22 protein-coding genes are annotated in these 20,367 nt (G+C 65.6%); 9 read left to right on the top strand and 13 right to left on the bottom strand.

Going from position 1 to position 20,367, the window contains the following annotated elements; translation table 11 throughout:
* Nucleotides 1-41 precede the first annotated feature (41 nt).
* Both hrcA and DFR49_RS17745 read right to left on the bottom strand, forming a co-directional pair.
* Nucleotides 42-1,088 (bottom strand): heat-inducible transcriptional repressor HrcA, encoded by a 1,047-nt coding sequence (gene hrcA, locus DFR49_RS17740; protein ID WP_119037294.1) that lies wholly within the window; start codon nt 1,086-1,088, stop codon nt 42-44.
* Nucleotides 1,089-1,246: 158 nt separating this feature from the next.
* Entirely contained in the window at nt 1,247-1,735 is a 489-nt protein-coding gene (locus DFR49_RS17745) for a DUF6438 domain-containing protein (protein WP_119036990.1), read from the bottom strand.
* Nucleotides 1,736-1,835: 100 nt separating this feature from the next.
* On the opposite strand from DFR49_RS17745, the gene rph reads away from it, so the two are divergent.
* Together rph and rdgB are read left to right on the top strand one after the other, a co-directional pair.
* Nucleotides 1,836-2,552 (top strand): ribonuclease PH, encoded by a 717-nt coding sequence (rph, locus tag DFR49_RS17750; RefSeq protein WP_119036991.1) that lies wholly within the window; start codon nt 1,836-1,838, stop codon nt 2,550-2,552.
* Nucleotides 2,549-3,184 (top strand): RdgB/HAM1 family non-canonical purine NTP pyrophosphatase, encoded by a 636-nt coding sequence (gene rdgB, locus DFR49_RS17755; protein ID WP_119036992.1) that lies wholly within the window; start codon nt 2,549-2,551, stop codon nt 3,182-3,184. The genes rph and rdgB overlap by 4 nt, the downstream gene beginning before the upstream one ends.
* A 289-nt stretch (nt 3,185-3,473) precedes the next feature.
* Here rdgB and hisF read toward each other — a convergent pair whose 3' ends face one another.
* The 6 genes from hisF to hisB form a co-directional block, all read right to left on the bottom strand.
* Entirely contained in the window at nt 3,474-4,241 is a 768-nt protein-coding gene (hisF, locus tag DFR49_RS17760; RefSeq protein ID WP_119036993.1) for an imidazole glycerol phosphate synthase subunit HisF, read from the bottom strand.
* The gene (locus tag DFR49_RS17765; protein WP_119036994.1) at nt 4,238-4,453 is read right to left on the bottom strand and encodes a hypothetical protein; all 216 of its coding nucleotides are present in this window, start codon (nt 4,451-4,453) and stop codon (nt 4,238-4,240) included. Before DFR49_RS17765 ends, hisF begins: the two co-directional genes overlap by 4 nt.
* On the bottom strand, nt 4,450-5,184 hold the full coding sequence (hisA, locus tag DFR49_RS17770; RefSeq protein ID WP_119036995.1) for a 1-(5-phosphoribosyl)-5-[(5-phosphoribosylamino)methylideneamino]imidazole-4-carboxamide isomerase: 735 nt from the start codon (nt 5,182-5,184) through the stop codon (nt 4,450-4,452). The genes DFR49_RS17765 and hisA overlap by 4 nt, the downstream gene beginning before the upstream one ends.
* 115 nt (nt 5,185-5,299) lie before the next feature.
* A complete protein-coding gene (gene hisH / locus DFR49_RS17775; RefSeq protein WP_119036996.1) occupies nt 5,300-5,905 on the bottom strand; it encodes an imidazole glycerol phosphate synthase subunit HisH in 606 nt (201 codons plus the stop codon).
* Nucleotides 5,902-6,216, bottom strand: a complete 315-nt coding sequence (locus tag DFR49_RS17780; protein WP_119036997.1) for a YciI family protein — start codon at nt 6,214-6,216, stop codon at nt 5,902-5,904. Before DFR49_RS17780 ends, hisH begins: the two co-directional genes overlap by 4 nt.
* Entirely contained in the window at nt 6,216-6,803 is a 588-nt protein-coding gene (gene hisB / locus DFR49_RS17785) for an imidazoleglycerol-phosphate dehydratase HisB (protein WP_119037295.1), read from the bottom strand. Before hisB ends, DFR49_RS17780 begins: the two co-directional genes overlap by 1 nt.
* 73 nt (nt 6,804-6,876) lie before the next feature.
* On the opposite strand from hisB, the gene DFR49_RS17790 reads away from it, so the two are divergent.
* The 4 genes from DFR49_RS17790 to DFR49_RS17805 all read left to right on the top strand — a co-directional run bounded on the left by DFR49_RS17790 (nt 6,877) and on the right by DFR49_RS17805 (nt 9,580).
* Nucleotides 6,877-7,359, top strand: a complete 483-nt coding sequence (locus DFR49_RS17790) for an SspB family protein (RefSeq protein ID WP_119036998.1) — start codon at nt 6,877-6,879, stop codon at nt 7,357-7,359.
* A 79-nt stretch (nt 7,360-7,438) separates the two neighbouring features.
* Nucleotides 7,439-8,866, top strand: a complete 1,428-nt coding sequence (fumC, locus tag DFR49_RS17795) for a class II fumarate hydratase (RefSeq protein ID WP_119036999.1) — start codon at nt 7,439-7,441, stop codon at nt 8,864-8,866.
* A 310-nt stretch (nt 8,867-9,176) separates the two neighbouring features.
* On the top strand, nt 9,177-9,392 hold the full coding sequence (locus DFR49_RS17800; protein WP_119037000.1) for a hypothetical protein: 216 nt from the start codon (nt 9,177-9,179) through the stop codon (nt 9,390-9,392).
* Nucleotides 9,389-9,580 carry a hypothetical protein gene (locus DFR49_RS17805; protein ID WP_119037001.1) on the top strand — a complete coding sequence of 64 codons (192 nt, stop codon included), beginning with the start codon at nt 9,389-9,391 and terminating at the stop codon, nt 9,578-9,580. Before DFR49_RS17800 ends, DFR49_RS17805 begins: the two co-directional genes overlap by 4 nt.
* Nucleotides 9,581-9,606: 26 nt before the next feature.
* On the opposite strand, the gene DFR49_RS17810 is transcribed toward DFR49_RS17805, so the two are convergent.
* Nucleotides 9,607-10,182, bottom strand: coding sequence for a DUF2585 domain-containing protein (locus DFR49_RS17810; protein ID WP_119037296.1), 576 nt, complete (start codon nt 10,180-10,182; stop codon nt 9,607-9,609).
* A 127-nt stretch (nt 10,183-10,309) separates the two neighbouring features.
* Between DFR49_RS17810 and DFR49_RS17815 the strand changes: the two genes are divergently transcribed.
* Nucleotides 10,310-11,956, top strand: a complete 1,647-nt coding sequence (locus DFR49_RS17815; RefSeq protein ID WP_119037002.1) for an MFS transporter — start codon at nt 10,310-10,312, stop codon at nt 11,954-11,956.
* Between the two features lie 54 nt (nt 11,957-12,010).
* Here the strand turns inward: DFR49_RS17815 and DFR49_RS17820 are convergent, their stop codons facing one another.
* Nucleotides 12,011-13,501: a DNA methyltransferase gene (locus tag DFR49_RS17820; protein ID WP_119037003.1), complete on the bottom strand. Its 1,491-nt coding sequence runs from the start codon at nt 13,499-13,501 to the stop codon at nt 12,011-12,013.
* Nucleotides 13,502-13,700: 199 nt separating this feature from the next.
* On the opposite strand from DFR49_RS17820, the gene uvrA reads away from it, so the two are divergent.
* On the top strand, nt 13,701-16,709 hold the full coding sequence (gene uvrA, locus DFR49_RS17825; protein WP_119037004.1) for an excinuclease ABC subunit UvrA: 3,009 nt from the start codon (nt 13,701-13,703) through the stop codon (nt 16,707-16,709).
* A gap of 20 nt (nt 16,710-16,729) precedes the next feature.
* On the opposite strand, the gene DFR49_RS21765 is transcribed toward uvrA, so the two are convergent.
* The 3 genes from DFR49_RS21765 to DFR49_RS17830 are packed head-to-tail and all read right to left on the bottom strand — an operon-like array spanning nt 16,730 to nt 18,329.
* Complete coding sequence (locus tag DFR49_RS21765) at nt 16,730-17,461, bottom strand: HEPN domain-containing protein (protein WP_147373727.1); 732 nt, start codon at nt 17,459-17,461, stop codon at nt 16,730-16,732.
* Between the two features lie 14 nt (nt 17,462-17,475).
* On the bottom strand, nt 17,476-17,856 hold the full coding sequence (locus DFR49_RS21770; protein ID WP_147373728.1) for a hypothetical protein: 381 nt from the start codon (nt 17,854-17,856) through the stop codon (nt 17,476-17,478).
* 11 nt (nt 17,857-17,867) lie between these two features.
* The gene (locus DFR49_RS17830) at nt 17,868-18,329 is read right to left on the bottom strand and encodes a hypothetical protein (RefSeq protein WP_119037005.1); all 462 of its coding nucleotides are present in this window, start codon (nt 18,327-18,329) and stop codon (nt 17,868-17,870) included.
* 670 nt (nt 18,330-18,999) lie between these two features.
* On the opposite strand from DFR49_RS17830, the gene DFR49_RS17835 reads away from it, so the two are divergent.
* Nucleotides 19,000-20,331 carry a hypothetical protein gene (locus DFR49_RS17835; protein WP_119037006.1) on the top strand — a complete coding sequence of 444 codons (1,332 nt, stop codon included), beginning with the start codon at nt 19,000-19,002 and terminating at the stop codon, nt 20,329-20,331.
* Nucleotides 20,332-20,367: the final 36 nt, after the last annotated feature.

Genomic DNA, 20,367 nt, shown 5'->3' on the forward strand with positions numbered 1-20,367 from the left:
GCCCGCCCCCAAGGGAAGCGGGCCGGTGCCGTCTTCAAGCATTACGTCATCAATCTCGCGAGCGTCGCCGCCGTGAAATCCACCATTGGCACAACCCGCGCATAGTTCAACCGCGTCGGCCCGATCACCCCGACCACGCCCACCACATGCCCATCGACGCCGCGGAAGGGCTTGGCGATCACCGACGATCCCGAGAGCGCGAACAGCTTGTTTTCGGCACCGATGAAGATACGCGTCGCATCGCCCTCGCGCGCGCTGTCAAGCAGCCGGGCGATCTCCTGCTTGCCCTCGAGATCGTCGAGCAGATCGCGCACGCGCTCCAGATCGGCGGCGGCGGCATCGTCGATCAGCCGCGCCTGCCCGCGCACGATCAGCACCGGGCGGCGGTCGCCATCCTCGCTCCACACCGCGAGCCCCTGTTCGATCAGCGCGCGCGCCGCATCGTCGAGCGCGGCGCGTTCGGCGTCGATCTGGCGGCCGATCCGCGCCCGCGCCTCGCCCAGCGTCAGCCCGGAAAGCATCGCGCTCATGTAATTGCCCGCCTGGGTGAGCGCGGCGGCGCTGATGCCGGGTGGCAGATTGATGACGCGGTTCTCCACCGAACCGTCCTCACTGACGATCACCGCCATCGCCTGCTCGGGCGATAGCGCCACGAACGCGAACTGGCGCACCACTAGCTCGCGCTTGGGGACGAACACCAGCCCCGCGCACGCCGACAGCCCCGAAAGCGCCGCCGTCGTTGCCGCCAGCGCATCCTCGATCGGCCCGCTGCCGCGCTCGATCCGCGCCTCGATCGCGGCGCGCTCGTCAGCCGAGGGTTCGAGCGCCTGCATCATTCCGTCGACGAACAGCCGCAATCCCGTATCGGTCGGCATCCGGCCCGCGCTGGTATAAGGCGCCGCGAGCAGCCCCAGCTCCTCCAGCTCCTGCATCACGCCGCGGATCGACGCGGGCGACAGATGAAGCCCCGACAATTGCGAGATCGTCCGCGAGCCCACCGGCGCGCCCGAATCGATATAGCTCTCGACCACGGCCCGGAAGACGTCGCGCGCACGATCGTTGAGTTCGGTGATGGGCGAGGCCGGCATCCCGTTCATCTAGGGGCTATGAGTAGTGGATGGAAGAAGCGCTCCTGCGCCTCATCCGTCATCCCCGCGAACGCGGGGACCCAACTCCTCAGGTTTCGACGTGCGCAACGGTTGGAAGATGGGTTCCCGCGTTCGCGGGAATGACGCGTATGATCGGCTCAACGCTTGCCGATCATCTCGCCGATCGGCAGCAGATCGGGCGCCGATCGCAACGCGCCGGCCAGATCGGGGTTCTCCCGCGCGCACCCGTAATAGAAATGCAGCTTGCCGTTCGCCCCGGTCACGCTCGTCCAGGTGACGTCCGCGCTTGGCTGGTCGGTCGGCGCCATGCCGCAATTGTCCGATCCCATCTCATAGCGCACCTCGCCGTTCTCGGGGCGATAGGGCGCAAGCGCGGCGGCGAAGCGATCGTATGCGTCGCGCGGCACCGTGAACGTCCGCTCGCCGGTCACCGCGGTGAAGCGCTTGCCGGTGAACACCCCCTGCCCATCGGGCGACACCGCCACCGTATAGACTGGGCAGGCGCCGAAGCACGGCTGCGTCGCATAGGTGATCGTCGCGCTGTCCCCCGGCGTGGGCGCGGGACTGCCGCCGGCGACGCAGCCCGCGAGCGCGATCAGCGGGGCAAGCAACAATATCGAACGCATATGATCCTCCTTGCGGGTTTCGTGCGTTACGAACGCCCGAGACTGGCGTGTCGGGCTCGGCACGTCTAGGTGGCAGACGAGACACAATAAGGAGACCCGTATGCGTCCTTCCGGCCGCGCGCCCGACCAGATGCGCCCCGTGACGATCGAACCGCACTTCACCCGCCATGCCGAAGGGTCGGTGCTGATCGGCTTCGGCGACACGCGCGTGCTGGTGACCGCGAGCATCGAGGAACGCCTGCCGCCGTGGCTGCGCGGCAAGGGCGAGGGCTGGGTGACGGCCGAATATGGGATGCTTCCGCGCGCCACGCACACCCGCGGCAGCCGCGAGGCGGCCAAGGGCAAGCAATCGGGCCGCACGCAGGAAATCCAGCGGCTGATCGGCCGCTCGCTGCGCGCCGTCACCGATTTGAAGCTGCTCGGTGAGCGCCAGATCACGCTCGATTGCGACGTCATCCAGGCCGATGGCGGCACGCGCACCGCCTCGATCTCGGGGGCGTGGGTGGCCTTGCGGCTCGCCGTCAACGGCCTGCTCAAGGAAGGCAAGCTGACCGTCGACCCGATCCGGCAAAAGGTCGCGGCGGTTTCGTGCGGCATCTATAAGGGCGATCCGGTGCTCGACCTCGATTACGACGAGGATTCGAACGCCGATGCCGACGCCAATTTCGTCCTGCTCGAAAACGGCCACATCGCCGAGGCGCAGGCCACCGCCGAGGGCGCGACCTATGACGAGGAAAGCCTGCTGCGCCTGCTGAGGCTCGCGCGGATGGGCTGCACCGAAATCTTCCGCGCGCAGGACAAGGCGCTCTCGGCATGAGCGGCGAGGGCGCCCAACCGCAGGCGATCCGCAAGCTCGCCCCCGGCAAGCTCGTCATCGCCAGCCACAACGAAGGCAAGGTGCGCGAGATCGGCGCCCTGCTCGCCCCCCACGGCATCGAGACGGTCTCGGCCAAGGCGCTCGGCCTGCCCGAACCCGACGAAACCGGCACGACCTTCGTCGCCAATGCGGAATTGAAGGCGCGCCAGGCGTCCGATCTCTCTGGTCTGCCCGCGCTCGCCGACGATAGCGGGCTCGCCGTCGACGCGCTCGATGGCGAACCCGGCATCTTCTCGGCGCGCTGGGCCGAAACCGAGACCGGACGCGACTTCAACGAAGCGATGCGCCGCGTCGAGACGCGGCTCGGCGACGCCGGCCCCAACGCCAGCCGCAACGCGCATTTCGTCTGCGCGCTCGCGCTCGCCTGGCCCGACGGCCATGTCGAATGGTTCGAAGGCCGGGTCGACGGCGCGCTCGTCTGGCCGCCGCGCGGTGACAAGGGGTTCGGCTACGATCCCGTCTTCCTGCCCAACGGCGGCGGCCAGACCTTCGGCGAAATGGACCCCGACGCCAAACACGCGATCAGCCACCGCGCCGACGCCTTCCGCCAGATGGCAGCGGCGGTGCTGTAGAAGCCCGTCATGCCGGACTTGTTCCGGCATCCAACCCTCCACCAGCGCTAGCGCCTGAGACGCGTTGGACCCCGGAACAAGTCCGGGGTGACGGCAATTTCCGAGAGGGCACGGCGCCGACGCCTTTCGCCAGATGGCAGCGGCGGTGCTGTAGAAGCCCGTCATGCCGGACTTGTTCCGGCATCCAACCCTCCACGAGCGCTAGCGCCTGAGGCGCGTTGGACCCCGGAACAAGTCCGGGGTGACGGCAATTTCCGAGAGGGCGCGGCGCCACCAACGCCGGCGGGCCTCAGGCCACCGGCGTCCGCACCGCAATCCCCGCCGCCGCCAGCGCAGCGTGCGCGTCGGCGATGCTCGCCTCGCCGAAGTGGAAGATCGACGCCGCCAGCACCGCGCTGGCATGGCCGTCGCGAATCCCCGCGACCAGATCGTCGAGCCCGCCGACGCCCCCGCTCGCGATCACCGGCACCGATACCGAATCGGCGATCGTGCGGATCAGCTCGAGGTCATAGCCGTCGCGCGTCCCGTCGCGGTCCATCGAGGTGACGAGCAATTCGCCCGCCCCCAGCTCGGCCAGCCGCCGCGCGTGCGCAACCGCGTCGATCCCCGTCGCGCGCCGCCCGCCGTGCGTGAACACCTCCCAGCCCGCACCCACGCGCCGCGCATCAACGCTCGCGACGCAGCACTGGCTGCCGAATCGATCGGCGATCTCGGCGACCACCTCGGGCCGCGCCACGGCGGCCGAATTGACCGCCACCTTGTCCGCCCCCGCCAGCAGCAGCGCGCGCGCGTCCTCGGCGCTGCGTACCCCACCGCCGACGGTCAGCGGCATGAAGCACACCTCGGCGGTGCGCCGCACCACATCGATGATCGTCCCGCGCGCCTCGTGCGTGGCGGTGATGTCGAGGAAGCACAATTCGTCCGCGCCCGCCGCGTCATAGGCGCGCGCCTGCTCAACCGGATCGCCCGCATCCTTGAGATCGACGAAATTGACGCCCTTGACGACGCGGCCATCGGCAACGTCAAGACACGGGATCACGCGCGCGCGGACGGTCATTTCAGGATATCAGCAAGGAAAAGATAAGTCCCAAAGATTGTCCATGCCAACAGAGCGCTACCGGACAACCAAAACAGGATTGGCTGGGTCACCCGAGAGACCGACAGTCCCCCAAGCGGCATTTTCCCGGTCTTCAAGCCAAAGAAAAGCGACCCGCCGAACACGGCCGCCAATATGATGCCCAACACGGCTATGGCGACGCGGGCAGTCACGCCGCCTCCGCCACGCTCAGCGCCGCCGCCAGATCGAGTCGGCCGTCGTAGAGTGCCCGGCCCGTGATCACGCCTTCGATCCCGGCGCGCGCGTGGAGCGCGAGCATATGGATGTCCGAAATCCCCGCCACCCCGCCGCTCGCGATCACCGGCAGGTCCGTCGCGCGCGCCAGATCGACCGTCGCCTCGATATTGACGCCCTTGAGCAGTCCGTCGCGCCCGACATCGGTGAACAGCAGGCTCGCGACGCCCGCATCCTCGAACCGGCGCGCCATATCGACCACCGACACGTCCGACACATCGGCCCAGCCCGCGGTCGCGACCATGCCGTCGCGCGCATCGACCGCGACCACGATCCCGCCCGGAAAATCGCGCGCGGCAGCGCGCACCAGTTCAGGGTCCTTGAGCGCCGCGGTGCCGATCACCACCCGCGAAACGCCGAGATCGAACCAGCGCTCGATCGCGGCGCGGCTGCGGATGCCGCCGCCGAGCTGGACATGCCCCGGAAACCCCGCGACCACCGCGGCAACCACCTCGCCATTGACCGATCCGCCCGCGAACGCTCCGTCGAGATCGACGACGTGCAGATACCCCGCCCCGGCTCGCGCAAAGGCCAGCGCCTGCGCCACCGGATCGTCGCCATAGACGGTCGCCCGATCCATATCCCCCTCGGCCAGCCGCACCACCTTGCCCTGCTTGAGGTCGATCGCGGGAAAGACAATCAGGCTCATGGCAGAAGCCCTTTCGCCCTCACCCTTCCGGCGCTGCGCGCCTCCTTCCCTCTCCCGATAGGAGAGGGAAGGGGCCCGCTCGCGGAGCGAGTGGGAAGGGTGAGGGTGAGAGCCGTCACGGCCGCCATGCCAAAAACCTTTCCAACAACGCGATCCCGTAACGCTGGCTCTTTTCGGGATGGAATTGCACCCCCAGCATATTGTCGCGCCCGATCGCGGCGGTCACCGGCCCGTCATGGTCGGTCACCGCGAGCACGCTCTCGCCCGCGAAGGCGTAGCCGTGCAGGAAATAGGCCTCGCCAGGCACGATCAGCGGGTGATCGGCCACCGGCACCACGTCGTTCCAACCCATATGCGGCACCTTGGCGCGTCGGTCGGCAGGGGCAAGCGCGCGTACCGTCCCCGCGATCCAGCCGAGCCCGTCGTGGCGGCCCTGCTCTTCGCCGCGCTCCGCCATCAACTGCATCCCGACGCACACCCCCAGGAACGGCACGCCCTCGCCCCGCACGCGGGTGTCGAGCGCCTCGATCATGCCGGGAATCGCGCGCAAGGCATCCGCGCACGCCCCGAACGCGCCGACGCCGGGCAGCACGATCCGCCCGGCGCGCGCCACCGCATCGGGATCGGCGGTGACGATCAGGTCGGCGGCGCCCGCGGCGTGCAGCGCGTTGGCGACCGAATGGAGATTGCCCGCGCCGTAATCGACGAGCGCGATCGTCATGCCAGCAGCCCGACGATCTCCGGCGCGGCAAGGGTGGCGTTGAACGGCACCACCTCGACCGTCGCGACCCCGCTGGTCACGAACGGATCGGTCCCGGCGACTTCGGCCACCTTGTCGGCGGCCCCGTGCGCGACGATGACGCCGCCGACGCGCGGATCGCGCCGCCCCGCGATCAGGAACACACCGTCGTCGAACCGGGCCCGAAGCCAGGCGACATGCGCCTTCAACTGCGCGTCCACCGCGTCGAGCGGCGCGATATAGGTCAGCACGATGATCGAAAGCGGCCCGTCGGTCCGATACGCGTCCGCCATCACAGCATCCCCTTGGTCGAGGGAATCGAGTCGGCCTTGCGCGGATCGATCTCGATCGCGGTCCGCAACGCGCGCGCCAGCCCCTTGAACGCCGATTCGGCGATATGATGGTTATTCTTGCCGTGGAGCGTCTCAACGTGGAGCGTCAGCCCCGCGGCCTGCGCGAAGCTGTGGAAGAAATGCTCGAACATCTCGGTATCCATCTCGCCGAGTCGTTTTTGCGAGAACGCGCATTTCCAGACGAGATACGGCCGCCCCGAAATATCGAGCGCGACGCGCGTCAGCGTCTCGTCCATCGGGCTCAGCGCGTCGCCGTAACGGCGGATGCCGCGCTTGTCGCCCAGTGCCTCGGCGATCGCCTCGCCCACCGCGATGCCGGTATCCTCGACGGTATGATGCTGGTCGATATGGAGATCGCCCACCGTCTTCACGTCGAGATCGATCAGCGAATGGCGCGAAAGCTGTTCGAGCATATGATCGAAAAAGCCGATTCCGGTCGAGACGGCGTAGCGGCCGGTGCCGTCGAGGTTGACGGCCACGTCGATCGAGGTTTCGCTCGTCTTGCGGGCGATGGTCGCGGTGCGCATGGCCGCGTCCATAGCGTGTTGGCCGCACCATGCAATCTTGACCGCGTGCCAAAGCGCGTTACTCCATGCGCGCATGAACGATGGCCTGCCCGATAGCCTGATTCCCTATGACGAGATCGTCCAGGAGGCGCTGCGCGCGGTCGTCGGCCGGGTGCTGGGCTCGGTCGCCGAAAACGGCGGCGCGGCGCCGGGCGAGCATCATTTCTACATCACCTTCAAAACGCAGGCCCCCGGCGTCGACATCCCGCCGCGGCTGATCGAGCGTTTCCCCGACGAAATGACGATCGTGCTCCAGAACCGATTCTGGGATCTGACGGTCGATGAGGAACGCTTTTCGGTCGGGCTCAGCTTCAACCAGATCCCGTCCAAGCTCGTGATTCCCTATGCGGCGATCACGGGCTTCCACGATCCCGCGGTCAATTTCGAGCTGCGCTTCCAGGCGCAGGAAGCCGACGAGGAGGAAATCGTCGGTGAAGCCGAAAACGACGGTCCCGTCGCCGAACCGATCGAAGACGGCTCGAACGTCGTCGCGGTGGATTTCAAAAGAAAAAAATAGCGGAAATGCGTCACCCCGGACTTGTTCCGGGGTCCGCCGTCCCGCATAGGCAGCGCCCGAGGGGCTTGCGGCGCCGTGGATGCCGGGACGAGCCCGGCATGACGGAGGCTTTGTGAGCACGACCACTCGTACCGAAACCGATTCGCTGGGCGCGATTGCGGTTCCCGCCGACGCTTATTGGGGTGCGCAGACGCAGCGCTCGATCGAGAATTTCCCCTTCGGCGCCACCGAACGCATGCCGATCGGCATCGTCCATGCCCAGGCGATCGTGAAACAGGCCGCCGCGCGCGTGAACCGCAAGCACGGGCTCGACCCCAAGATCGCCGACGCGATCGAGGCCGCCGCGCAGGAAGTCATCACCGGCAAGCTCGACGATCAATTCCCGCTCGTCATCTGGCAGACGGGCTCGGGCACCCAGACCAACATGAACGTCAACGAGGTGATCGCGGGCCGCGCCAACGAGATGCTGGCCGGCACGCGCGGCGGCAAATCGCCCGTCCACCCCAACGATCACGTCAACATGAGCCAGTCGTCGAACGACAGCTTCCCCACCGCGCTTCACGTCGCCGCCGTGCTCGCCGCGCGCGACGCGCTCGCCCCCGCGCTCGACCGGCTCGAAGGCGCGCTGGCGGCCAAGGCGAAAGCGTGGGATCACATCGTCAAGATCGGCCGCACGCATACGCAAGACGCGACCCCGCTCACGCTCGGCCAGGAATTTTCGGGCTATGCCGCGCAACTCATAAGCTGCCGCGCGCGGATCGAGGGCGCGCTGGGCGGCAATCTGCGCAAGCTCGCGATCGGCGGCACCGCGGTCGGCACCGGCCTCAACGCGCCCGAAGGCTGGGCCGAGGATATGGCGGGGGCGATCTCCGACATCGCTGGCACGGCGTTCGAGCCCGCCCCCAACAAATTCGAGCAGCTCGCCGCCAAGGATGGCCTGGTGTTCTTCTCAGGCGCGCTCAACACGCTCGCGGTCGCCTTGAACAAGATCGGCAACGACATCCGCTATCTCGGCTCGGGCCCGCGCTCGGGGCTCGGCGAATTGTCGCTGCCCGCGAACGAGCCGGGCAGCTCGATCATGCCCGGCAAGGTCAATCCCACCCAGTGCGAATCGTTGACGATGGTGGCAGCCCAGGTGATCGGCAACAACCAGGCGGTCACGATCGGCGGGATGCAGGGCCAGTTCGAACTCAACGTCTTCATGCCGCTGATCGGCGCGAACGTGCTGCGCTCGATCCATCTGCTGGCGGTGGGCATGACCAATTTCGCCGAACGCTGCGTCGACGGGATCGAGGCCAACGAGCAGCAGATCGCCGATCTCGTCGGCCGCTCGCTGATGCTGGTCACCGCGCTCGCGCCCGAAATCGGCTACGACAACGCCGCCAAGATCGCCAAGAACGCCCACGAAAAGGGGCTTACCCTGAAAGAATCGGGTCTCCAGCTCGGCCTCGTCGACGAAGCCACGTTCGACCGCGTCGTCCGCCCCGAAACGATGGTCGGCCGCTAAGAGTCCGTTTGAGAAATCGCGAAAGGGCGATTTCCGAAGCGTCCCCGGCCCGCTCCCCCACCCGGCCACCCATAGGATAATCGCATTGGGTGGCCGGGTGGGGAAGCGGGCCGGGGCCGCAATGCACCGAGAGGCGCTTTCTCAAACGCCCCAAACTCCTTCCGTCACCCCGGCCTTGTGCCGGGGTCCAACCCTCCGCAAGCGCCGGCGCTCGCGGCTCATGGGTGCCGGAAGCACTTTTCCCGTCTCACCGGAACCCGCCTCCTCCTCGCGGATTGACCCCCTGATACCAAACGCCAAGGAGCATTGCATGGGAGCGACCACCATCGGCGCCATCGTCGGCGCCGCGATCGACGGCATGAGCGGGGACGACGGCGCGGTCGACGGCGCGATCACCGGCGCGGTGGCGGCGAACGTCCTCAAGGTCGCGGTGCCGGTCGTCGCGACCTGGGCGGTCGGCTGGCTGGTGCTGCGTGGCTTGGGCGCGGCCTGGGATCGAGTAGCGAAAGAGGGAGAGACGGCATGATCGGCAAGCTCATCGGCGCGCTGGTCGGCCGCGAGATCGATCGCCGCGACGGCAAGGGCGGCCTCAAGGGCGCTGCGATCGGCGCGGTCGCGGTCGGCGCGATGCGCCGCCTCGGCCCGCTCGGCCTCGCGCTCGGCGGCGCCTATGCCGCCAAGAAAATACACGACCGCCGCAAGGCGCGGCGCTGATCCGACTGCCGCACCGGCCCGCTCCCCTACCCCGCCTGCCACACGCGGATCGCCTCGACCGGCCACACCAGCATCAACACGTTGAGCGTCAGGTTGTCGCGGATCGCCGCCAGCGCGATCAGTTCGAGCGCGATCCCCAGCGCCACGCTCGCCCGCCACGGCAAGACGCGCGCGAGCCAGAAGCCTATGGCCATGCACCCGATGTCCGACAGCGAATTGAGGATCGAATCGCCGGCATAGCCCCACGCCATCGTCACGGCGCGATAGCGGTCGATGATGATCGGCGAGTTCTCGAGCACTTCCCATCCCGCCTCGACAAGCACCGCGAGCGTCAGCCGCGCCGCCACCGACCACCGCCTGAACACCGCCCAGCCAATCGCGTAGAACAGCAACCCGTGGATCACATGGCTCAGCGAATACCAGTCGGAGAGTTGCTGGCTGTTCTCGTCGGACTGGACGACGCCGTGCCACAGCTTGACCGTCCCGCACGGACAGATCGCCGACCGCCCCGCAAAATGCAGCGCCAGCCCCGCCGCCACGACGATCACTGCACAGGCGATGATCGCGCCGCGCGCACCAAGCGAAGAAAAAGGCCGCCCCATCATGATTTAGCGTAGCGCGCGCCGCTGCCACACACCATCACCTTTGTCTCCCCGGCGGCGTGCCCGGCTTGATTCGCGCCGCGCCGCCACCCAAGAAGAGCCATCTCGCAAGGAGCCCCGCACGACGTTGGCCGACGCCCCCCGCCTTACCCTGTTCCGGCCGTTCCGCCACCGCACCTTCCGTTCGGTGTGGATCGCGAGCACGGTCTCCAATTTCGGCGGGTTGATCGAGGGCGTCGGCGCGGCGTGGATGATGGTGCTGCTCTCGGCGCCCGCCAGCATGATCGCGCTCGTCCAGGCATCGAAGGCACTGCCGGTGATGCTGCTCTCGCTGCTGGCGGGCGCGATCGCCGACCAGTTCGATCGCCGGCGCGTGTTGATCGGCGCGCAATGGTTCCTGTTCATCGCCTCGGCGGGGCTCTGCCTCGTCACCTTTTTCGACGTGGTGACGCCGTGGTTGCTGCTCGTCTTCACCTTCCTGATCGGCTGCGGCAACGCCTTCAACCGCCCCGCCTGGCAAAGCTCGGTCGGCGAGATGGTGCCGCGGGAGGATCTGGCGGGCGCGGTCACGCTCAATTCGATGGGGTTCAACCTCGCGCGCAGCGTCGGCCCGGCGGTCGGCGGGATGATCGTCGCCGCGTTCGGCGCGGCGGCCGCGTTCGCGTTCAACGTCCTGTCCTATCTCGGGCTGATCGGCGTGCTCGGCCGCTGGCGCCCGGTGCTGCCCGAACGCACGCTCCCGCGCGAGCGGATCGGCGACGCGATGGCGGCCGGCGTGCGCTATGTCGCGATGTCGCCGCACATCCTCGTCGTGCTCGTCCGCTCGACCTTGTTCGGGATCGGCTCGATCGTGGTCCAGGCGCTGCTGCCGCTCGTGGCACGCGATCTCGTCGGCGGCGGCTCGTTCACCTACGGCGTCCTCCTCGGCGCATTCGGGATCGGCGCGGTCGGCGGCGCGGTCGGCAGCGGCGTCCTCCACGAGCGCCTGTCGACCGAGGCGGTGGTGCGCGTCGCGAGCATCGCCTTCGCGGTCGCCACCGTGGTCGTCGGCGTCTCGCCGTTCCTGCCGCTGACCCTGCTCGCGCTCGCGGTCACCGGGGGCGCGTGGATCATCGTGCTGTCGAGCTTCAACACCGTCATCCAGCTCGCCTCGCCGCGCTGGGTGGTGGGGCGCGCGCTCGCGCTCTACCAGATGGCGACCTTCGGCGGCATGGCATTGGGAAGCTGGCTCTGGGGTGTCGTCGCCGAAATCCACCAGGTCGGGATCGCGCTGGTCGTGGCGGGCCTCGTCCAGATCGTCGCGCTCGTCGTCGCGCTGCCGTTCCGCCTCACCGAGGTCGAGGATCTCGATCTCGCGCCGATGCGCGAATTCACCGCGCCCGACACGCAAGTGCCGGTCGACGCGCGCAGCGGCCCGGTCGTCATCACGATCACCTACACGATTCCCGAGCAGGACGAGGTCGCCTTCCTCACGGTGATGGCCGAGCGCCGCCGCATCCGCCGCCGCGACGGCGCGCGCCACTGGCATCTGCTGCGCGACCTCGCCGACCGCACCCACTGGATCGAGCGCTATCACGTGCCGACGTGGCTCGATTACGTTCGCCACAACCAGCGCCGCACCCGCGCCGACGCCGCGGTAAGCGAGGAACTCCGCCGCCTCCACCGCGGTGCCTGGCCCCCGCCGACGATCCGCATGCTCGAACGCGACATCTCCGCAACGCTGGGCGACCGGCTCGGCAATATCCTGCCTGGGCTCAGGCAGGTGCATTGGTAGCAGCGGCGTCCGGGCAGCCACGCCCGGGCGCCGGTGGCCATCGCTATGCCGGTGTCAAAGCAACGATCCCTGCGTTGCAGTCTCCTCGCGCCGCGCCTTCTTGCCGACGGTCGTGTCCACCCACGGAATGTCGGGGCGCTTGTTCTGGAACAGCTCGGCCAGCGTGATGATCTGCAACCGCCCGTGCTTGCGGCCGGTATAATCGTTCGCCCAGACCCCGACCGCCGCGGCGTCGCGCTCCATCGCGCGCGTCGGCATCTGCGCGGTGATCAGCACGCCGATCTTCGCATTCTCGCGCTGGATCACCTGTGCCAGCCGCCCGACATCCTTCACGCCGGTGCCGCCGCCCTTGACCTCGACGATCGCCTTTTCGGTCTTCTTGCCGTCGGGCTTGAACCAGATGATGCCGTCGATGCCGCCATCGGGGCCCTTACGGCCGCCCTTCCACGGATCGGCCTCGACGACGGAGAGCGCCCATAGCTCGAACTGATGCTTGTCGCGCCGCGCCAGATCCCGCGCGGAGGACAGCGATTGCGGGCGGCCGACCACCTCGAACGCGATGCCGGGAAACGCCTCGGTCATCCGCTTTTCGATCAAGCCGATCGCCAGATGGGTCACATCGATCCCTATCCACCGCCGCCCCAGTTTCTGCGCGGCATGAACGGCGGTGCCGCAGCCGCAGAACGGATCGAGCACCACATCGCCCTCGCTGGACGACGCCGAGATGATCCGTTCGAGCAGCGCAAGGGGCTTTTGCGTGGGATAGCCAAGGCGTTCCCTTGAGGACGAAGAGATGATGGGAATCCGCCACACGTCCGAAATCGCCTTGCCGCCCTCGATGATATCATCGACCCGGCGCATCTTGCTCTTGGATTTGCCTTTGCCGCCCGGCATCCAAATCCACTCGACGCCGTCATCGTCGGTATGGATTTTCTGTTTTCGGCTGCGTTCGAGATCGTCGCGTGTCCACGCCGTCTTGGGCATATGAAATGTCTGCCCTTTGCCTTTGGCATAGAACAGGATCACGTCGTGTTTGCGGTTGTAGAAGCTGGGCAAGTCCATCAGCCTGAACGAATAATCCCAGATGATCTCGTTTCTGTAGGCTTTGGCTCCGAACACCCCGTCGAGCAGCAACTTCAGATAGTGGCTCGCGGTCGGATCGCAGTGCAGGTAGAGCGACCCCGTCGGCTTCAGCACGCGGTGGAGTTCGATCAACCGCACCGCCATCATGGCGAGATACGCCATCATGTCGTTGTCGCCCAGAAACTCGCGCATCGCGCGCAGCAGCGTGAACGCGCCGGTGTTCCCGCTGTGCATCACCTCGTCGAAGGCGCGTTCGGCGCGGTCGTTCCAGTGCCAGGTGTCCTCGAACGCCTCGATCTGCGATTCGGATTGCCGGCCCTCGGGCGATTTGAACAGGATGTTGTAATTGGCGTTCGAATTGAACGGCGGGTCGAGATAGATCAGGTCGACGCTCGCGTCGGGCACATGCGCGCGCAGCACGTCGAGATTGTCGCCGTAGAACAGATGATTTGTCGGTTGCATCGCCGGTCCCCCCGGCGGCGCATCCTCGGGCGACGGCGGTGCGAAAGCCCGCAGCGATGACGCAGCTTCGGAGGCGTCGCCACTTTCCGGGCGGGAGACCGCTCCATATCGGATACGATCGCCGCCTGCTGGCACGCCGGCCGCCGCCTTCCTATCTCCCCTCTAGCCTCCAGCAAAGAACAGAAGTAGAACCCGCTTCATGGCCCTGACTCAGATAAGCGTGCGCGGCGCGCGCGAGCACAACCTCAAGAATGTCTCGATCGACATCCCCCGCGACACGCTCACGGTGATCACCGGCCTGTCGGGCTCGGGCAAATCGAGCCTCGCGTTCGACACCATCTATGCCGAGGGGCAGCGCCGCTATGTCGAGTCGCTCTCGGCCTATGCGCGCCAGTTCCTCGAACTGATGCAGAAGCCCGATGTCGATCATATCGAGGGGCTCAGCCCCGCGATCTCGATCGAGCAGAAGACCACCAGCCGCAACCCGCGCTCGACGGTCGCCACCGTCACCGAGATCTACGATTACATGCGGCTGTTGTGGGCGCGCGTCGGCATCCCTTATTCGCCCGCCACGGGTCTTCCGATCAGCGCGCAGACCGTCAGCCAGATGGTCGATCGCGTGCTGGCGCTGCCGCAAGGCACGCGGCTCTATCTGCTCGCCCCCGTCGTGCGCGGCCGCAAGGGCGAGTATCGCAAGGAACTCGCCGAGTGGCAGAAGGCGGGCTTCACCCGCGTGCGCATCGACGGCGAACTGTACGAGATCGACGATGCCCCCGCGCTCGACAAGAAATACAAGCACGACATCGAGGTCGTGGTCGATCGCCTCGTCGTCGGCCCCGATCTCGCGACGCGCCTCGCCGACAGTTTCGAAACCGCGCTCAAGCTCGCCGATGGCCTCGCCTATGTCGATCTGGTGGATACGACGGTGGCAAGCGCAACCCAGTTCCCCTCCCCTTCAGGGGAGGGGCTAGGGGAGGGGAACGCATCAACTGCCCCTCTCCCAACCCTCTCCCCTGAAGGGGAGAGGGCTAGTGGCATGAAGGGCGCCGGCATCCCCGCCAACCGCATCGTGTTCAGCGAGCGTTTCGCCTGCCCGGTCTCGGGCTTCACGATCGCCGAGATCGAGCCGCGCCTGTTCAGCTTCAACGCGCCGCAAGGCGCCTGCCCCGCGTGCGACGGCCTGGGTGAGAAGATGCTGTTCGACGAGGATCTGGTCGTCCCCAACCACGCCCTCTCGATCAAGAAGGGCGCGGTCGTCCCCTGGGCCAAGTCCAACCCGCCGTCGCCTTATTACATGCAGGTGCTGGGCTCCCTCGCCCGCGAGTTCGATTTCGACCTCGAGACCCCGTGGAAAGACCTGCCTGACGAGGTCCGCCAGATCATCCTCCACGGCACGCGCGGGCGCCCGGTCACGCTGCGCTTCGTCGACGGCCGCAAATCCTATGAGGTGAAGAAGCCGTTCGAGGGCGTGATCGGCAACCTCAACCGCCGCCTGCTGCAAACCGAATCGGCGTGGATGCGCGAGGAACTGAGCAAATACCAGGCCGCGCAGCCCTGCGAGGTGTGCCACGGCGCCCGCCTCAAGCCCGAGGCGCTCGCAGTCAAGGTCGCGATGCGCGATATCTCCAGCGTCACGCGCCTGTCTGTCGTGGATGCGCTCGCCTTCTTCGCGGCGCTCCCCGCCGATCTCACCGATCAGCAGAACGAGATCGCCCGCGCCATCCTGAAGGAAATCGACGAGCGGCTCGGCTTCCTCAACAATGTCGGGCTCGATTATCTCAACCTTGATCGCACCTCGGGCACCCTCTCGGGCGGTGAATCGCAGCGCATCCGCCTCGCGTCGCAGATCGGCAGCGGCCTGTCGGGCGTGCTCTACGTCCTCGACGAGCCCTCGATCGGCCTCCACCAGCGCGACAACGACATGCTGCTCGCCACGCTCAAGCGGCTGCGCGATCTCGGCAACACCGTTCTCGTCGTCGAGCATGACGAGGATGCGATCCGCACCGCCGATTATGTGATCGACATGGGGCCCGGCGCGGGGGTGCGCGGCGGCCATGTCGTCGCCCACGGCACGCTCGATCAACTGCTCGCGAGCACCGGCAGCATCACCGCCGATTATCTGAACGGCACCCGCGAAGTCCCCGTCCCTGCGCACCGCCGCAAGGGCAGCGGCAAGAAGCTCAGCGTCGTTGGCGCCACCGCGAACAATTTGCGCGACATCACCGCGACCATCCCCTTGGGCACCTTCACCTGCATCACCGGCGTCTCGGGCTCGGGCAAGTCGAGCCTCACGATCGACACGCTCTACGCCGCCGCCGCGCGCACGCTCAACGGCGCCCGCATCCTCGCGGGCAAGCATGACAAGATCACCGGCCTCCAGCATCTCGACAAGGTGATCGACATCGATCAGTCGCCGATCGGCCGCACCCCGCGTTCGAACCCGGCGACCTATACCGGCGCCTTCACCCAGATCCGCGATTGGTTCGCGGGGCTGCCCGAGGCGCAGGCGCGCGGCTACAAGCCCGGCCGCTTCTCGTTCAACGTCAAGGGCGGCCGCTGCGAGGCGTGCACCGGCGACGGCCTGATCAAGATCGAGATGCACTTCCTCCCCGACGTCTACGTCCAATGCGACGTCTGCCAGGGCCGCCGCTACAACCGCGAGACGCTCGAGGTGAAGTTCAAGGGCCATTCGATCGCCGACGTGCTCGACATGACGGTCGAGGACGCCGCCGAATTCTTCAAGGCCGTGCCCCCGATCCGCGACAAGATGGCGATGCTTGTCGAGGTCGGCCTCGGCTACGTCAAGGTCGGCCAGCAGGCGACGACGCTCTCGGGCGGCGAGGCGCAACGCGTCAAGCTCGCCAAGGAACTCTCGCGCCGCGCCACCGGCAACACGCTCTACATCCTCGACGAGCCCACCACCGGCCTCCATTTCGACGACGTGAGGAAGCTGCTGGAGGTGCTCCACGCACTGGTCGAGCAGGGCAATACGGTGGTGGTAATCGAGCACAACCTTGATGTCATCAAAACCGCCGACTGGGTGATCGACCTTGGCCCAGAAGGCGGCGTCAAGGGCGGGGAGATTGTGGCGGTTGGGACGCCGGAGACGGTCGCGGGGACGGCGCGGAGCTTTACCGGGCGGTATCTGGCGCCGTTGTTGGGGGTGCGAGGGGCGCGTGGTGAGGCTGAGCGGGTGGCGGCGGAGTGAAGTATATATTGGGTGAACATTTATCTCCCAAGGCTTGTTAAGTTTTCCGCCAAAAAGCCTTCTCCCTTGCCCGTTATATGCCAAAGTTCGCCGTTCTTATGGATATAGCGTTCGTCGTCCAACTTTTTCAAAGCATGTGTAATCGAACTGGGAGTTCGTTTTACGAGTCGCCCGAGATCGCGGCGGTTTATTCCGCCCGGATTACCATCAATGATATAAAGTGTTTCGATATAAGCGGGTAGATTTTCTGTCACAACTTGAATTCCATCGATTACTTCTACAATCGGCTTCTTAGCTCTCACCAATGAATTAATAATATCATCCAGTTTATTAGCAGGAAGATCGCTAAATAGGTCAAGCAATTCCGCCATAACCCAAGAACTGGAATTAACGACGAGAAAGGCATCGCGTTTTCTTGGGCTAACTTCTTTTACATGAACCGCTCCCCGCTTCGAGCGGACATCATATATCAGCGCAGCCAATATCGACGGAACGAGCTTCGTGACTGTTTCGCTCTGATCGCCAGACTTCTTGACCTGTTCAACCGCCTGACCAAAGTTCTTGATCTCTTTTGGCAAACTCCCGGTCACGCGCAACAGCAGGGCCCTCATCGCGTGCTCCGCAAAAAGTCCGCTCGTGACTAGGCAACTAGAATAGTCCGCAGCGTGCAAATTTTGGACGGCGGAAGAGTAGGTGCCTTCAAGATCACGAGCGAGATTTTCTGGCATTCCCGCTGCGAGAGCCTCGGCCATCTCTCTACTGCGACTCACTTACCACTTCCTAAATGAGACTTAACTTTCGCCAAATTTGCAGCGATCACTCTGTAGCCACTTCCCATCTTCCGAATGAAATTGTCTGCCTCCAAGGCGCGCAGCGTAGGCCTGAGTGACCCCCCCTTCATTCCAAGGGGGGCCTCCATGTCCTTCGGAGCAAGAGGCTGGACGGTGTAATCGTCGATCACATAGGGCCAACCCTCATTAGCTGTCAGATAGACAAGAACTTTGACTTTATTGCTTAACGAAGCAGCTTCTGGAGTCATGACAATAGATTTTTCATCCGAGTCATAGCGGACATAAGATCGAACAATGTCCTCAATCAAATCTTCACTGACTGAAAAAACGGAGCCTTTTAGATCCTTTAGAGCCATGACTCGATCTCCTAACCTTTTTTAGATAGCGCCTGACCTGTCTTAGTTACGTAAAATCTATTCTTGTTACCGCGCATCGGTGCCAAAAATCCCTTTTGTACGGCTTTGGCAAAATCCCTGTGAAAATTTCCCGGCATAGAGAGGCGCGCATCTTGGTACCGATCGCTGACATCCTCCCGAGAAATGCTCTCGACCTCGTCCTCGCTCATTACCCAGTCAGCGATGACCGCAATGGTTTCGGGACTTGTTTTAGGCTCCGCGGTAGAAAGAGCTTCGCTTAAGGAAATTTGTGCGCCCATTCTCGGCTGCTCGATTTTAGCGCCAGCAGAGACGTCATCCACGCTAGCGACCTCGTCTGCGGACATCGCAGCTACGCGCATGATTGCAACGGCCTGCTTCATGCTAATATACTTCTCGAAGCTCAGCCCATCACCAGCCAAACTGAGCTTGACCGACCCCATTTCACCGCTCATTCTTACCTCCGCATTATACCGTTGCCGCCATGTAGGTATAAACCTTGTACGGAGTCAAGCATGGCTTTACTCATTGGAACGCCCAGCCCTGGCGGGCATCTGCCTCATTCCATCCGAAAACCACGGTGAACGATTCCTTTTCGCCGACGAGTTGCATTCTTTTTTGCGTAGCTATGCCCGTTCAAATTCGATCTATGCCTTGTCCTGCGTCAGCAAGACGCGCGGCTGTCATGGCGACGTAGGTGTTTGGAACGGTATTTTCCTCCTGTATTAGACTGATATAGAAGAATAATATAAGGCACCATAAAATACTCTGACGTATACGGTTATGACTTTTTTATTGCTGATGCAGGACAAGAAGCGGACTCAGTTTGAATGGATTGCGGAGCGAGCCGCAGGACTGCTTCCAAAGCCCCTCAAGGACGGCACACCGTTTGTCCTCGGAGCTGCGACTTAACGATATTGTTATTTCTGGCGGGAAGCAGTTGGCCAACGCGGGAGTAAATCCCGCGTCGTCGGTCGGCGCTGGCAGCGCCGCCGGCCGGCCCGCGCTAGTCGCTCGCGATTAGCGTTCCCGCTAATCGCGTCGCCGCGCGGGCTGTCCTACAAGCCCCGTTTCGGTATATATGGCCGGTCGTCTTTTGTTCTCATCTGGGAAAGGACGACCCGCATGAACGCCATCACCGAGACCACCGCCGCACCGCAATTGCCCGCCCCCCGCGCCCAGCGGCACGATGGCTGGACGCCCGATCGGCAGCGCGCCTTTCTCGAAAACGTGGCCGAGGGGTACAGCGCCGAACAGGCCTGCCGCATCGTCGGCATGGCGCCGTCCTCGGCCTATGCGCTGCGCCGGCGCGCCGCCGGCGCCGCCTTCGCGATCGGCTGGCGCGCCGCCAATCTGCTCGCGCGCGACAAGGTCGCCGATACGCTGCTCGCCCGCGCGATCGACGGCCAGGTCGATACCTATACCCGCGCCGACGGCACCGAGGTCACGCGCCACCGCTATGATAACCGCCTCGCCTCGACCATGCTCGCCCGGCTCGATCGCTTCGCCGATGCCGCCGCCGGTGAGGCGACGCATCACGCCGCGCGGCTCGTCGCCGCCGAGTTCGACAGTTTCCTCGATCTGATCGATCGCGATCAGGGCCCGGCGCGCACCGGCATGTTCCTCGCCACGCGCATCGCCGGAGAGGAGGCCGATCCCGATCTCGGCGCCGTCGTCGCGCTCGCCCGCGCCGATCGCTGGCTGCGCACCGGGCGCGGCACCGCCGCCGAGGTCGATACAAGCGATCTCGATCCCGATGCCCGCGCGGCATGGACCGCCGAGCAATGGACTCGCGCCGAAGCCGCCGGGCTGATCGCCTTCGCCGCCCCGGCTGATGCCGCGCCACACGCTCCACTTTCTCCACTTCACCCCGAAGCGATGCGTGAACCCGAGCCCGATTCGCCGGTCTGGTGGTGCCCCTATGCCGACGATTGGCGCACCCGCTTCGCCCCGCCCGCCGGTTTCGACGGCGATCAGGCCGGCCGCTTCGGGGACGAAGGCTACAGCCGCACGCTGACGCTCGACGAGCACCATCTGGTCGAAACCGCCGCCGCGATCGAGCATGTCGAGCTGTGCGCGGAACACGCCCCCGAGCGGACCGCCTGGTTCGCCGCACTCGCGGCCCAGACCGGCCCCGACGCCCCCGATGCCTCCGCACCCGATGTCGCTGACGCGCCCGAGGCGCCCGCCCCCGACTCAGCCGATCACGCCGCCGCCGACCAACCGGCCACCGCCCCGCAACAGGATCAACCCGACTCCATCAACCCGGCGGATAACCTCAGGACTGATCGAGATTCTGGCCACGTTGAGCCGAAAATGGTGGTTTCTCGCGACCCGAAGCGCAGTGCACGCGCGGTTCATCAGCACCGCAAGCGCGGAAAACCGCCCGTTGCAGGTCAATCCGAGGGCCGACCGACATTCAGTTCACGTCGAGTCGAACATGGTGGTTTCTCGTGACCCGGAGCGCAGCGTCCTAAAGGATCGTGAGCACTG

Origin of the sequence: Hephaestia caeni (genome assembly GCF_003550065.1) — a bacterium.
Taxonomy (GTDB): domain Bacteria; phylum Pseudomonadota; class Alphaproteobacteria; order Sphingomonadales; family Sphingomonadaceae; genus Sphingomonas; species Sphingomonas caeni_A.